Below are 14,682 nucleotides of genomic sequence, written 5' to 3'. Positions count from 1 at the left end.
GTTGCCCTCGAACGGCCAGCCCATCACGTGCGCTCGAGGACGGCCGACTTGCCGAGCAGGGCGAACAGCACGCCCGAGGCCAGCAGCGAGATCGCCACGAGCAGGGCGGCGTAAGGCGCGGCGGCGGCGAAGGCGAGCGACGACGTATCGGCCCACACCTGCGTGGCCAGCGTATGCGTGCCGATCGGCGAGAGCAGCAGTGTGGCGTTCAGCTCCGTCACGACGGAGATGAACACGAGCGCCGCCGCCGCACCGAGCCCGGGGCCGGCAAGCGGCAGCGTCACGCGCAGGTGTGCCTGCCATGCGTTCAAGCCCAGCGCACGGGCCGTTTCCTCGAGCCGCGGCTGGGCTTGCAGCAACGCGGCGCGCACACTGACGAGCGCCAGCGGCAGGAACAGCACCGAGTAGGCGAACACGAGCAGCACGGCGCTCTGATAGAGCGGCAGCAGCACCCGCACGGCCAGCGAGACGATCGCCAGCGCGATGACGAGGCCCGGCATGCCTTGCGCGATGAGCACGATGCGTTCGAGCACAGTGGCGATGCGGCCCGGATGGCGCGCGAGCAGGAACGCGAGCGGCAGCGCGAGCAGCGTCGTGACGCTTGCCGCGGCAGCGCCGAAGCCGATCGATGCGAGCGCGGCGTCGGTGAGCAACTGCGGCGAGACGTCAGCGGGCGTCACCGCTGCGGCGCCGGGCTGGGTGAGCCAGTAGCCGATCATGCCGAGCGGCACGCCGAGCGTGACGATCGCGAGCACGACGAACCCCGCGACGACGAGCCAGCGCCACGGGCCGAGCTCGTAGCGCAGCGCTGCCCGGCGCGCGCCGCGATCGACGCGTTCATAGCGCGAGCGGCCGCGCACGCGAAACTCGAGTGCGAGGCACGCGAGACAGATCAGCATCGACAGGCACGCGAAGATCGCCGCGCCGCCGCCGTCGAAGCTCGTGCGGTATTCGGCGTAGATCTCCGTCGTGAACGTCCGGAAGCGCAGCAGCGAGAAAGCGCCGAACTCGGAGAGCACGCCGAGCGCGACGAGCAGCATGCTGCCGAGCAGGGCGGGCCGCAGCTGCGGCAGGATCACGCGCAAGAACGTGCGCCAGCGTCCGCAGCCCAGGGCGCGCGCGCTTTCCTCGAGCGCGGGATCGAGCCCGCGCAGGGCGGCAGCCACAGGCAGATACACGAGCGGAAAGTACGTCGAGGTGATGACGACGACGGCTCCCGCGAAATCCTGCAAATCGAGACTCAGCGAAACCCAGGCGTAGCCCGTGACGAACGCCGGCATGGCGAGCGGCGCGGCAGCCAACATCGACCACAAGCCGCGCGCGGGCAGCTTGGTGCGTTCGATGAACCACGCGGCTGTCGTGCCGATGACGGCCGAGGTCAGCGTCGTCGTGATGGTGATCGCCAGCGTATTCCACAACAGCTCGCCGACGAGCGGCCGAAACACGAGTTCGGCCGCGTCGGCGAGCCCGAAGCTCACGGCGCGGTACAGCGTAAGCGCCAGCGGCAGCAGCACGAGCAGCGCGCCGACCGCCGCCGCGGCGACGAGGCCACGCGGCGCACGGCCCACACGGGATCTTGCGCGCTGCATCAGTGCTGCCGTCGCGCTCATCAAAGCAGCCCGGCTTCGCGCAGCAGCTTGCCGGCCTGGCTGTCGTCGCCGAGTTGCTGAATCGTCAGCTCAGGCGGGGTCAGCTCGGCGAACGGCTTGAGGATCGGATCGGGCGAGACGCCCTTGACGAGCGGATATTCGAAGCTCACGTGGCTGCCCGCGATCAGCTTTTGCGCGCGTTCGGACACGAGGTACGCGACGAATTTCTGCGCCGCTTCGCCGTTGTGCGAAGCCTTCAGCACGGCAGCGCCCGAGATGTTGACGAGTGAGCCGACATCCTTGTTGCCGAAGTGATGGATCGTGCTTTGCGTCTTCTTGTCGCCGAGCTCGGCGTGCAGACGGGCCCAGTAGTAGTTGTTGACGATGCCCGTCGCCACGGCGCCGCGATTGACGGCTGCCACGACGCCTTCGTCGTCGTCGAAGATCTGCGCGTTGGCCTTCAGGCCCTTGAGCCATTGCAGCGTCGCGGCTTGCCCCTTCATCGCGAGCACGGCGCTCACGACCGGCAGAAAGTCCGCATCGCTGGGGGCGATGCCGACCTTGCCTTTCCATTCGGGCTTGGCCAGATCGAGCAGCGATGCAGGCAGTTGTGCGCTCTGGATCTTCGTCGTGTTGTAGGCGAGCACGTTCTCACGCGCGAGCACGCCGACCCAGTCGCTTTGCGGCGAGCTGAACTTCGCCGGTACCGCAGCCAGCGTCGGGGCATCGACCTTCGCGAGCAGGCCCTTTTCGCTGAGCAGCACGAGCTCGGGCGAGTTTTCCGTGAAGTAGACGTCAGCCGGGGTCTTGTCGCCTTCGGTGACGAGCTGCGCGGCCAGTGCGGGGCCTTCGCCGCTGCGCACCTTCACCGAGATTCCGCTTTCCTTCTGGAAGTCCTTCGCGAGCATGTTGACGACCTGTTCGTGCTGCGCGCTGTAGAGCGTGAGCGAGGCAGCGTGCGCCGCGAACGGTACGGCGGCTGCCACGGCGAGCGCAAGCGCTGCGACGCGCGAACCGAATCGGAACTGGGTCATGTTGGTGAGTCCTTTCTCTATTGTCGTGTTGTCACGGGCGCCAGCGCATGCGGCACCCTCGATCGGGGCATGCGGGTTTCGTCAGACTTCGAACAGCCCCGCACCGATGAACGAGCCCTCGCGCGCACCGGGCGGGCAGGCGAAGATGCCGCTGCCGACGTGTGTCGTGAACTGGTTCATCATGTCGAGCTTCGAGAGCTTTTCGTTGATCGGAATGAAGCCCGTGCGCGGGTCGCGCTGATGCGCGATGAACAACAGCCCCGCATCATATTCGGTTTCCTGGCGCCATGGCGGCCAGCGCTCGATGTAGAAATTCGTGCTGTCGTTGTACGAGTACGCGCGACGCAGGATTTGCGCCCCGTTGTTGCTGGCGGCGTTCGAGAGGCGCACGTGCGAGTTCTCGGGAATCTGCGGGTTGCCGTCCTTGTCCGTCGCCGTGAGGTCGACCGGGTCGTGCTCGTGCTGCTTGCCGATCGGCGCGCCGCTGAGCTTGTGCCGGCCCACGACCTGCTCCTGGAAGCCGCGCTCCATGCGATCCCAGTGCTCGAGCGTGATGCGGATGCGGCGCACGACGGTGTACGTGCCGCCGTTCATCCACGCGGAGCCTTCGTCGCGGGCCCAGACGAACTGGTTCATCAGCGAGCGGTCTTGCGTCGAAGGATTGTTCGTGCCGTCCTTGAAGCCCATCAGGTTGCGCGGCGTTTGTCCACGCGCGCTCGACATGAAGCCAGCTTGTCCCCAGCGCATCTGCAGGATGCCGTAGCCCATCTTCGCGAGCTGGCGCACCGCGTGAAACGCGACCTGCGTATCGTTCGCGCAGGCCTGGACGAACAGGTCGCCACCCGATTTCTCGGGTAGCAGCTGGTCGCCGTTGAAGCGCGGCAGATCGACGAGGGCAGCGGGGCGGCGCGCCGCGAGTCCGTAGCGGTCCTTGCCTTCGTGCGTGAAGATGCCGGGGCCGAAGCCGAACGTGATCGTGAGGCCTGCCGGGCCGATGCCCAGCGCTTCGCCCGAATCGGCCGGCACGGCGTCGTCACCGGTCTGGCCGTAGTCTTCGAGCGCGGCGCCGCGCGTGAGCTTCGCTGCCGCCGCGGTCCAGTCGCGCAGCAGCTGCACGAGCTCGTCGCGCTTTTCCGTCTTCAGGTCGAAGGTAGCCACGTAGGCGTGGCTTTGCTGCGGCGTCACGATGCCGCCTTGATGCTCACCGAAGAACGGCTCGGCGGCCGCCATCGGATCGCGTGCGTCGGGCGCATGCGACGGCTTGGCCGCCGCTTGCGTGCCGCCGGAGGCTGCACCGAGCGCAGCCGCGAGGCCTGCCACGCCTCCCGCCTTCAAGAAGCCGCGCCGCTTGGCCTCTTTCGGCGCGTTGTCGTCGTGTGTGCTCATGTCATTTCGCCAATACGAGCGTGTTCACGTCGTCTTCGACGTAGTAGAAGCCATCGCCTTGCGGCGTCATGGCAATGCCGAACAGGTCGCCGTTGCCCGGGGGCGATTGCGCCTTGTCGGTGTCGATCCAGCGCGCGTAGAGCTGCTTGCCCGATTGCGGATCGATTTCGACGACCTGACCGTTCAATGCGTTGGTGACGAGCAGGTGCCCGTTCGGCGCCGTCACCATCGCGAGCGGACGGTGCAGCAGACCGTCGGCCGTGAGCTGACGGCCGACGCCGGCACTCGTGTCGCGCGTCATCGGTTCGTCGATCTCGGTGATGCGGTTGCCGATGGCATCGGAGATGTAGAGCAGCTTGCGGTCGGCCGACAGCGCCATGCCCGTCGGCCCGACGAGAAACACGCCCTTGTCGGCCTGCGCGCCGAAGCCGCTGCCGATCACCGTGCGCGACTTCACAACGGGCACCTTGCCAGCCGGAATCTCGAGATCGAGCCGCAGGACCGTCGACTGTTTGAACACGGGCACTTCACCGTCGGCGCCGGGCGTCGGCCCGCCTACGCCAAAGCCGGCGTTGCTGACGAACAGCGTCGCCGTGTCGCCGTTGTCGACGACGGCCATGTTGCCCCACGGATCGTTGATGTCCTCGCCGGTGATCGTCGAGACGACCTTGCCGTTGCTGTCGAGCACCATGAGACACCCGGCGCCTTTCGTACTCGTCGTGCCGTCGTTGCTGGGCGTGCTGCCGACGATGACCCAGCCCGACTTGAGCATTGTCATCGCCGTCGACAGGCCCACGCCGCCCGGACACTCCTTGAGCTCGCGCGGAATTGTCGCGAACACCGACATCTGTTTCGTGTCGGGGTGATAGTCGACGATCGTGCTGCCCGTGCCTTGCAGATTCGTCGCGTTGTTGAAGTTGTCGACGAGCACGTCGCCGGCTTTCACGGTGCCGGCCGACACCGGCGCGACCGCGATGGCGTACGGGTTCTGATCGCCGTTCTCGGGCACCGTGTTGATCAGCGTCGTGTGCCGCTTGATCGTTTCAAGGAAGCCTTGCGGCTGTGCGTGTGCGGTGCTCGCGGCGACGAGGACGGCTGCGGTTGCCGCGAGTCTGCCAAGCTTGAGATGTGTCATGAGGAGGCCCTCGTCGAAAGTTAGAACGTAATATTCGTACGTACGCCGACCACGAACGTGTTGCGCAGCGTACGTGTCTGATCGTTCGGGTTCTGTCCCGCGCCGGCGTTGAAGGTGTATTGCATGTCGCCCTGCACCTGCCACCACGGCGTGACTTGATACTGGTAGGTGGCTTCGAGTGCGGTCTCGCTGCCGCGCGGGACAAAGTTGTTGTCGATATCGGACGCGCGGGCGTGGTTGCCGATCTTGATATAGGCGAGGCCCAAGCCGACGCTGTCGTTATCGCGCCCCTTGAACGGCGCTTTCATGACGACGCCGAGGTTCGCGCTGACGCTGACCGGATTGCGATCGCCCGGGGCGCCCATCACGCGTGCGAAGACGCCGATGCTGCGCGGCTCGTCGGGGTTCGGCCGCCAGATCATTTGATCGGCTACCGCGTAGAAGCTGTAGTCGCCTCGGTGTTGGGCGGCGGTGCCGCTAGACGACGGATCGGTGAGCGGCAGGCCCGTGTTGTCCATGCGCAGATCGGGGAAGCTCTGGTTGTTGTACCAGACGCCGATCCTGTAGGTGCCCGGCAGACCTCCGCTGGTCTTGCCCTGGCCGAGATCCATCTGACCTTCGGCAGGCTGATTGATCGAGTACTGCAACTCGCCGATATAGAGCGCGCCGTTGTGAAGGTTGAAGTTGGTGCCGCTGCCGTTCAACTTCTGCGCGTCGCCCACGCCGGGTGCCGGGTTGCCGTCGAACACGCCCGCGAGGGCGGTCAGCGACGGCGTGATCTGCGCACGCACGCGCACGCCGAGCGAGGAGAGCGGGTACGCCGGGCCGCCTGCGGGCATGTCGTATGACGGCACGCCTGCCCAGCCGAACATCGTGTTGATGAACGTGCCGGCGTACTGGCTCACCATGAATTCCTGGTCGAGACTCTGCTGCCCGACCTTGATATCCATGCGCTGGTTGAAGAACGACTGCTGATACCAGAGCTCCCACAGTCGCGTCGTGTCGTCGGCCTCGATGCCGCTCGCGGTGTTCAGCGTGCCGAGGTAGTACTGGCTCAGATTGCGGCCGTGAATCTGGAGCGCGCTGACGTTGAACGTGCCGCCAGGCAGGCCGAAGGCCTTTTGCGTATCGATGCCGACCGACATCGTCGTGAGGCCGTCGTACGTCGCACCGCGCGCGAGGCCGCCGCGCAGGTTCGCGAGGTATTCGCTCGTCTCGCTCAAACCGAAGCTGACGCCGTACTTGCCGAGCCACGGCCGCAAGCCGCCGATGTCGCCGAGCAGCGTCTGGCGCGTCCACAGGCCGGTCCACTGCGTAGTCGGCTTCGCCTGAATGGCGAGGTCGGCTTCTTGCGCGTCGGAGGTGGCGTCGGGGGAGGCTGCGAAGGCAGAGGAGGCGGAGAGCGTGGCGCAGGCGAGGGCCGTGCACGAGACGATGCGGCGCAATGCCGGCACCGCCGCGGGGCGCGCGGAGGACGAAGCGGACTTCATCGATATCCTTCTTGTTCGTTGCATTGGCTGGCGGCAAATGGGCTGCGCTGGCTTGTTATTGAACGTGCCGCGGTGTTCGGCGCATGACGTTCGAGAGGGATATCCGCAAAAACGAAAACGACCATGGCGGCGACGACTGGCGGAATCGTACCCATAGGGAATGCGAGCGTCAATACAAATGCGAATGATTCGCATCTACGTTAGCGATTTGTAATCTTCGGCGCTTTGAGTTAGGCGCTTGCGCGTTCAGACCGCTGCGTCACCGAGTCAGTTGCCAGCCGAAACCATGAGCTCATCGAGCAACCTGTCGTAGGCCTCGACCAGCGACGCATTGTCCGGGGTGAACCGGGAGATCAGCCCCCTTTGTCGCTCCAAATAGCCGTTCCAGTTCTTGTCGTGGTGATGGACGGCGTCCAGCAGCCTACGGGCACCCTCGTCTACATCATTGGCGCTGTAGAAGTACCCAAGGTCGCTACACAAGTGCGCGTTGTGCACCAACGGGTAGCCCTTCCAGCACACATCGAAATAGAAATAGTTGAGTGCCAGCCCCCATTGGTGGGAAATGACGATATCCGTTTGCTCTGCAAGAAACGTTGGGGTCTCGTATCGTCCGACAAAACTGATCTTGTGCTCTTTGACCAGATCGAGGTAATGCATCGTGCCGGCGAACTCTACATTCTCGGTTGCAAGGCGGTCGGCGTTGGTCACGTGCACGTGCGCGATGCTGTCCGGTTCCGTGCGGTAGGCCCGTTCGGCGATCAGAATCGGATAGAGGCAGAATTTGAGCACATCGATATTCGGCTCCATGACGGAGATCCGTTTCGATGTCCCTCGCGGCCGATACTCGCCGTTGTGAGGAAAATCACTCGTGCTGGCATCGATGAACATCGGATCCCACACAAAGGGCACTTCTCTCACGACGCAACGGCGCAGCATCCCAAGGTAATGCTTGCTCGTTTCCACAACTTGGGGGATGACCCAAATCGCGTCGTATTGTTGGTTGATGAAAACGGCATTCCCGAGGTTCCGCCCGAAGATCATCGCCTCCATACGCTGCACGTATTCGGGCCCACAGCAATAGCTCACCAGCTTCGTTCCATGGTCCCGAACGTATCTTGTCTGCGCTTCGCTGATCTGCCCGCCGAGTTCGATGAGCACATCGAGATTGTCCTTGGCTTCCTCGAAGGTTCGCACCGGGTATTGGCCGATATCCCACTTCAGCTGCGACGTAACGCGGACTGCGGTCGTATTGACCAGTGTGACCTGATGGCAGCGCGTCGAGCGCTGCAAGAGCTTCGCGAGATACAGCGCATTTTGCTTGATCCCGTTGACCCACAAGCTTTCTCCTTCCTCCCGCAGGCCGATGGTTATGCCGATGCGCAATGATCGTGCAGCCATACTTTTCTCCCTCTCTCATCTCGCCTTGCGCTTCACGGCCGGTGGACGCAATCTGGGCTGCCGACTTCAGTTGCGCGCCCTCGTTGAGGAGATGTCACACGCCATCGTGCGTGCGCGCCTATTTTGACGAGCCGGGACTGGCAGGGGCGGCGGGCCATTGGTACTCGACTTGCCGCCGTACGATCAGGCAGCCGCCTGCGATATTGGAAAGCGTAATGGTTTCACGCGGACGTGACGGCAAGCTATACACGGTGATGGCTTTCACGAGCGGTGTTCCACGATAGCCAACGAGTTGCTTGCTGGCCACCTGAGTGCACGAGACGGGGCTGACCGAGATGCGCTCGGCCAGAATTGCGCAATGGCCGACGTTGTCGGGAATCGTGGTCAGCGAGAACAGGGCTGGCTCCCCGTGATACTGAAAACCTGTCAGAGAAAAGAACGGGGCATTGTCCGGATTGATGTGATCCCAGTCCGCGACGATGTCCTGTCCTTGGTTGTCCGCGAGCACGCGCGACGAAACCCGATCGATGACCGGAAAGCACTGCCGGATGCCTACGGTTTGGGCGGCACGAGCCACGACACTCATCTCGGTTCCGCCATTCGGCGCGGTCTGCGCATAAGGGACGATCGCCAGGGTGGACAGGGCCGTACACAGCGCGGCCTGTCGCCAAGCGCGATACCGATCCGCACACCCCGACCCGGCGTAAGTCTTCAGATCACCCCGCTCCCCGAAGCGTCCCATTGCGATTCCCATCAGTGATAGAGATCCGCGATCGCCATGCTGTATTGCTCGACGTTGCGCTCGGCAACCGGATCAAGCGTTTTCAAAAACGTGCGCGCGGCGCGGTTGTAATCGTCCAGCCGGCCATCGTGTTCCGCAAATGCCTGGCGCAAGGCTAGCGCTCCCTCTTGCGGATCAAAGTCGGTGTACCGGTATCCGCAGTCCCCTAGCAGCGCAGAATTGTGGATAAGGGGGTATCCGCCATACAGCGCTTCGTAATACAGGTAATTCTGAGCATTCTCCCAGTGATGGGAAATAATCGCGTCAGCCTGCGATGTCATGACTTCGTAGATGGCAAAGCGCGCCTCGAACGAGGCGAGCCCGTGGCGCACCAGATCCAGGCTTGTCGCGAAACCGAAGAACAGCGGTTCGTCTTTCAGGTGAAACGAGTTGTAAACACGGAGCACTTCGATGAAGTGGGGCGACTGACGATAGGCGACATCTGCAACCAGCATTGAAATGTGGCTGGTCTTTACCATGCAGATGTTGGGTTCGAGAATGGCGAGGCGCCACTGCGAACGGCCGGGGGTATAGCCGAACGCTCGGTTCTGTGCGCTTCGGCTTGCCGCGCGCTCGAGAAGTAACGGGCTCCAGATATGCTGCATGGCCCGCACCGGGGCGCGCAACGCTGCTTCGTAGTAGGGCGCGCAGGTCTTTTCGAAGGCAGGCAATGTCCAGATCATGTCGTATCCGGTGCCAGAGACCAGCATCCCCTGCGGGCGATCGAAGATCATGCGCTCGACATCGATTGCGTAATCGTTCGCGACGCGCATGCCAATGATGCGCCCCCCGCGGGAGCGGAACTCGCGGGCCCACTCCGGATTGAGTTGCGCGCTCAACTCGATGATGACGTCGAGCTGTGTGCTCGCCGTTTGCAGGTCGATCACCTGTGCCGGCGCATCGGCGAGAAAATCGCGTGCATCCTCGGCCCGGCCCTCGCCGCCGTTGACCAGATAGACGGTTTCGATGAGCGGCGATTGTGCGAGCAGCATGGTCAGGAAGAAACAGTTCTGGAAAATTCCGTTCTCCCAGAGCGATTGCTGACCATCGCGCACAAAGAGCGTCACGCCTACCTTAAGTCGCCGTCCGTTCAGCATGACGCTCCTCGTTTTCGCGCTGATGTCAGCCGCAACAGGCTGCGACTATAGGCTGTCTGATTCATCGCATCGAGCGGACTCAGGGTGGCCAGAAACTCCCTGGCCGAGCTCCGATAGGCGTCAAAATTTTCGTCATGGTTGCGGGAGGCTTCGATAAGCTGAGCTGCCCCCTTGGCGATCTCCGAATCCGGATAGTAGTACCCTACCGGGCCCAACCACTTAGAGTTATGAACCAGCGGGTATCCGCCGTAAAGCGCATCCAGATAGAGTGTATTCTGGTCCTGCTGCCACTGATGCGTGACGACGGCGTCGCCGAACTGGCTCATGTAGCCGGCGAAGTCATGCCGCTGCTCGAAGCGAACTTTTCCGTTCTTCGCCAAATCCAGCGAATTGGCGAGATGCACGAACGTCGGATGATCTTTCATCTGAATCGTATTGAGCAAATGCAGTTCGGAAACGGTATCCGCATTCGCCCTGAAAGCTGAATCACAGATGAGCATGGGAATACTGCAGACCTTGGTAACCGAGATGTTGGGCTCCAGTACCGCAACCCTCAGTGCGCGAAACGTATAGTCTTTGTGCAGCGAGGGGAGATAGCCGAATTCGATGCCATGATCCTTCGCCAGCGACGCGGCACGGCGTTCGAGAAACGTAGGCTCCCACAGGTATGGCACTTCGAATACCGGGCATCGGTAAAGCGATTCGAACATCGGGTGGAAGCACCGATCTCTCGGTAGGGTCCAGATTTCGTCACAACGCTCGATGCGCGAGAAATAGCCTGTAGTGCCGAAGATGGCGGGTTCGACCAGTGCCGTATAGGGTTGCCCGCAGCAGAGGTACACCACCTTCTTTCCCTTTGCACGCAAATGGTCGAGCCAGTTGGTGTCGAGTCCCCCGGCCATTTCGATCACCACGTCGACCAGGTCGGTCGCATCTCGCGGCGCTACGAGTCGTAAGCCGTTTGCGTCTTGCTCTACGTCATCGGGCAGGTGCGGCTGGTCACCGCAATTGAGAAGCAGCACCTCGACGGACGGCAAAGCCTGCAACAGGCGGGCCAGAAAATACACGTTCTGGCCCAAACCGTTTTCCCAGATGTTCTGGCCGGCATGTGTGAGAACCGATATCCCGATGCGCATAGCTGGTTATCGCAGAGAAGCGTGCTGCGCCGCCAACATGACCGACAAAGCAAGGTCGATGACGTTGCTCATACGACGCACCTGATCGCACAGAGCCAGCAGGTTGTTGAAATGCCTTCCGGTAGGGTTGAGCAAAAGAATTGCCGGCTGCATAGGAAATCCCCCCGAATCGCTCGTGAGACTCGCTAAGGAGTAGAGGCTACCCCTGAAACGGCTTCCGAGCACCCTGCTAGTGTGATAGCACATCTTTTCCGCTCTCGCATATGACATCAATCAGTGATTTGCCTTACTCACCACTGGTATGAGGCCCCAATTCCGTAGGTATTGCCACCTGCGGCGTTGACCGCTACGCCTCCCTTGATCTTGAGGTTGTTTGTTATTCGCGCAGTGAAACCGACGGCCATTGCCTGATAACCCTGGTAGCCGGCCGTTCCTATACCAACCGAGATCGTTTTGCCGGGATCGACTTCAGGAATCATCGAGAGTGCGGCGGCGCCGGCGATTCCGGAATAGGCGAGCCTTGCCACTTGGTTCATGTTCGACTGCACAGCGGCCAATTGAGACACATTGACCGCGTCGGTCGGGTTGACGCCGGGCGCCACATTCGTGATCGTGCGTTCGTTGCCCGGCGAACCCACGGACACCGAGTTCTCTTGGGTCGCTATCGAGTTCGCTCCCAACGCGACTGAGTTCGCCGCTGTTGCTGTCGCTCCTGCACCGAGCGCGACCGAGTTGTTCCCCGAGGCGAGCGAGTTCATACCGACTGCGGTACTGGGGTCGGCGATTGCCTGCGCGCCGGCGCCTATCGCAACCGAGCCTGTGTAGGTTGCGACAGCCTGGTAGCCCACGGCGGTCGTATTGGCGCTGTTGGCACTCGCGCCGTTACCGTAGGCGACGGAACCCGCTTCGGCTGCGGTGGCGTTTTGACCGACCGAGGTCGTCGTATTGACGACGGCATTGGCGTTAGCTCCGTACACCGATGCGGTGCTTGAAGCGGACGAAGCGCTTGGAATTTGTGTACTGGCAACCGCAACCGGGTTGGTGGTCGCTGACGTCGTGTGCGAACCGCTCGATGTGGAGCTGGTCGTCGTGCTGATGCTGGTCGACGAAGAGGCGACGGTGCTCTGCACGGTACTGATACTTGTTGTTGCTGCCGATGTCGCGTTGGACGTGGTGCTGCTCTTGTTTCCTTGGCCGTTCCCGCTTGATATCTGCGTGGACAGGGAGGCCAGCCCAGTCGACAGCGATGTGTACTGGGTACTCAACTGCGCCACGTTTCGGTTTGTCGTGTTCAAACCGGTCGAGAGAGACGCAACACCTGAAAACAGCTGGACCACGCTCGTCGATGTGGAAAAGGTCAATGTCGAAAGGCTATTGTTGACCGTGCTCAAACTGCTGAACCAGGATGCCACCGACCCGGAATACGAGCTCGACAACGAAGCCAGATTGCTGTTCGTCGTCGACAGGCCGGTGGAGAGCGAAGTCACACCGCTTACCGCTCCGCTGATCGCAGTCGAGGCTGACGTGCTCAGGCCCGCCACGGTGCTATTCGTCGTCGAAAGTCCGGTGGACAGCGACAGCATGTTGCTGCTGACGGTCGACAACCCTGTCGAGAGCGAGCTCACGCCGCTGACTGCTGTGCTGAGGCCGGTCGAGGTGGAGGTCGATAGGCGTGTCACGTTGCTGTTGGTCGTGCTCAGGCCGGTGGAGAGTGAGCTGACGCTGCTCACTGCGGTGCTCAGGCCGGTCGAGGTGGAGGTCGAGAGGCTCGTGACATTGCTGTTGGTGGTGCTCAGGCCTGTGGAAAGCGAACTGACGCTGCTCACTGCGGTGCTGAGGCCGGTCGAGGTGGAGGTCGACAGGCTCGTGACATTGCTGTTGGTGGTGCTCAGGCCGGTGGAGAGTGACCTTACGCTGCTCACTGCGGTGCTCAGGCCGGTCGAGGCGGAGGTCGAGAGGCTCGTTACATTGCTGTTGGTGGTGCTCAAGCCGGTGGAGAGCGAGCTGACGCTGCTTACTGCGGTGCTGAGACCCGTCGAGGCTGAGGTCGACAGGCTCGTGACGTTGCTGTTGGTGGTACTCAGGCCGGTGGAGAGCGAACTGACGCCGCTCACCGCGGTGCTGAGGCCGGTCGAGGCGGAGGTCGAGAGGCTCGTGACATTGCTGTTGGTGGTGCTCAGGCCGGTGGAGAGCGAGCTGACGTTGCTCACTGCGGTGCTGAGGCCGGTCGAGGTCGAGGTCGACAGGCTCGTGACGTTGCTGTTGGTGGTACTCAGGCCGGTGGAGAGTGACCTTACGCTGCTCACTGCGGTGCTGAGGCCGGTCGAGGCGGAGGTCGACAGGCTCGTCACGTTGCTGTTGGTGGTGCTGAGTCCTGTCGAGAGCGAACTCACGCCGCTTACTGCGGTGCTCAGGCCGGTCGAAGTTGAGGTCGACAGGCTCGTGACACTGCTGTTGGTGGTGCTCAAGCCGGTGGAGAGCGAGCTGACGCTACTTACTGCGGTGCTGAGGCCAGTCGAAGTTGAGGTCGACAGGCTCATGACACTGCTGTTGGTGGTGCTGAGTCCCGTCGAGAGCGAACTCACACCGCTTACGGCGGTGCTGAGGCCGGTCGAGGCGGAGGTCGACAGGCTCGTGACGTTGCTGTTGGTTGTGCTCAGGCCGGTGGAGAGTGACCTGACGCTGCTTACCGCTGTGCTGAGGCCGGTCGAGGCGGAGGTCGACAGGCTCGTGACGTTGCTGTTGGTTGTGCTCAGGCCGGTGGAGAGTGACCTGACGCTGCTTACCGCTGTGCTGAGGCCGGTCGAGGCAGAGGTCGAGAGGCTCGTGACGTTGCTGTTGGTGGTGCTCAAGCCGGTGGAGAGCGAACTGACGCCGCTTACCGCTGTGCTGAGGCCGGTCGAAGCGGAGGTCGAGAGGCTTGTGACGGTGCTGTTGGTCGTGCTCAGGCCGGTGGAGAGTGAACTGACGCCGCTTACCGCGGTGCTGAGGCCGGTCGAAGCGGAGGTCGAGAGGCTCGTGACGGTGCTGTTGGTCGTGCTCAGTCCCGTCGACAGCGAACCGACGTCCGTTGATTCCTGTGTTGCCAGCGCACCGAGCGTGCTGTTGGTGGTACTCAAGCCGGTGGAGAGCGAGCTCACGCCACTCACGGCGGTGGCCAGGCCCGTCGAGGCGGAGGTCGAGAGGCTGGTGACATTGCTATTGGTGGTGCTCAGTCCCGTCGACAGTGAACCGACATCCGTTGATTCCTGTGTTGCCAGCGCACCGAGCGTGCTATTGGTGGTGCTCAGCCCGGTGGAGAGGGAGCTGACACCGCTCACGGCGGTGGCGAGGCCAGTCGAGGCGGAGGTCGACAGGCTCGTGACGTTGCTGTTGGTCGTGCTCAGTCCCGTCGACAGTGAGCCGACGTCCGTCGATTCCTGGGTTGCCAATGCACCGAGAGTGCTGTTGGTGGTGCTTAGACCCGTGGAGAGCGAGCTGACACCGCTCACGGCGGTGGCAAGGCCGGTCGAGGCGGAGGTCGACAGGCTCGTGACGTTGCTGTTGGTCGTGCTCAGTCCCGTCGACAGTGAGCCGACGTCCGTCGATTCCTGGGTTGCCAGCGTACCGAGATTGCTGTTGGTGGTGCTTAGACCC

Annotated in this window: 11 protein-coding genes; all 11 read right to left on the bottom strand. The window is 62.8% G+C overall.

Features of this window, described 5'->3' with window-relative positions:
• Positions 1–23: 23 nt before the first annotated feature.
• Positions 24–1,610, bottom strand: a complete 1,587-nt coding sequence (locus tag D7S89_RS20140) for an ABC transporter permease (RefSeq protein ID WP_121280413.1) — start codon at positions 1,608–1,610, stop codon at positions 24–26.
• The gene (locus D7S89_RS20135) at positions 1,610–2,623 is read right to left on the bottom strand and encodes an iron ABC transporter substrate-binding protein (RefSeq protein WP_121280411.1); all 1,014 of its coding nucleotides are present in this window, start codon (positions 2,621–2,623) and stop codon (positions 1,610–1,612) included. The genes D7S89_RS20140 and D7S89_RS20135 overlap by 1 nt, the downstream gene beginning before the upstream one ends.
• Positions 2,624–2,704: 81 nt before the next feature.
• A complete protein-coding gene (gene efeB / locus D7S89_RS20130) occupies positions 2,705–4,009 on the bottom strand; it encodes an iron uptake transporter deferrochelatase/peroxidase subunit (RefSeq protein ID WP_121280409.1) in 1,305 nt (434 codons plus the stop codon).
• A 1-nt stretch (position 4,010) separates the two neighbouring features.
• Positions 4,011–5,144, bottom strand: a complete 1,134-nt coding sequence (locus D7S89_RS20125; RefSeq protein ID WP_121280407.1) for an NHL repeat-containing protein — start codon at positions 5,142–5,144, stop codon at positions 4,011–4,013.
• A gap of 20 nt (positions 5,145–5,164) precedes the next feature.
• Entirely contained in the window at positions 5,165–6,634 is a 1,470-nt protein-coding gene (locus tag D7S89_RS20120) for a carbohydrate porin (RefSeq protein WP_121280405.1), read from the bottom strand.
• A 267-nt stretch (positions 6,635–6,901) separates the two neighbouring features.
• Positions 6,902–8,032, bottom strand: coding sequence for a DUF2827 domain-containing protein (locus tag D7S89_RS20115; protein ID WP_121280403.1), 1,131 nt, complete (start codon positions 8,030–8,032; stop codon positions 6,902–6,904).
• Between the two features lie 118 nt (positions 8,033–8,150).
• A complete protein-coding gene (locus D7S89_RS20110; RefSeq protein ID WP_121280401.1) occupies positions 8,151–8,786 on the bottom strand; it encodes a hypothetical protein in 636 nt (211 codons plus the stop codon).
• A complete protein-coding gene (locus D7S89_RS20105; protein ID WP_121280399.1) occupies positions 8,786–9,910 on the bottom strand; it encodes a DUF2827 domain-containing protein in 1,125 nt (374 codons plus the stop codon). The genes D7S89_RS20110 and D7S89_RS20105 overlap by 1 nt, the downstream gene beginning before the upstream one ends.
• Positions 9,904–11,046 carry a DUF2827 family protein gene (locus D7S89_RS20100; RefSeq protein WP_121280397.1) on the bottom strand — a complete coding sequence of 381 codons (1,143 nt, stop codon included), beginning with the start codon at positions 11,044–11,046 and terminating at the stop codon, positions 9,904–9,906. The genes D7S89_RS20105 and D7S89_RS20100 overlap by 7 nt, the downstream gene beginning before the upstream one ends.
• A 6-nt stretch (positions 11,047–11,052) precedes the next feature.
• Positions 11,053–11,199, bottom strand: a complete 147-nt coding sequence (locus D7S89_RS27655) for a hypothetical protein (RefSeq protein ID WP_220702189.1) — start codon at positions 11,197–11,199, stop codon at positions 11,053–11,055.
• Between the two features lie 137 nt (positions 11,200–11,336).
• Positions 11,337–14,682: YadA-like family protein (locus D7S89_RS27525; protein WP_183085295.1), on the bottom strand; the 3,346-nt coding region annotated here is incomplete at its 5' end.

This window comes from Trinickia fusca (assembly GCF_003628145.1).
Lineage (GTDB): Bacteria > Pseudomonadota > Gammaproteobacteria > Burkholderiales > Burkholderiaceae > Trinickia > Trinickia fusca.
Note: the sequence above shows the minus strand (reverse complement) of the source record. Positions and strands in the feature narration are given on the sequence as shown.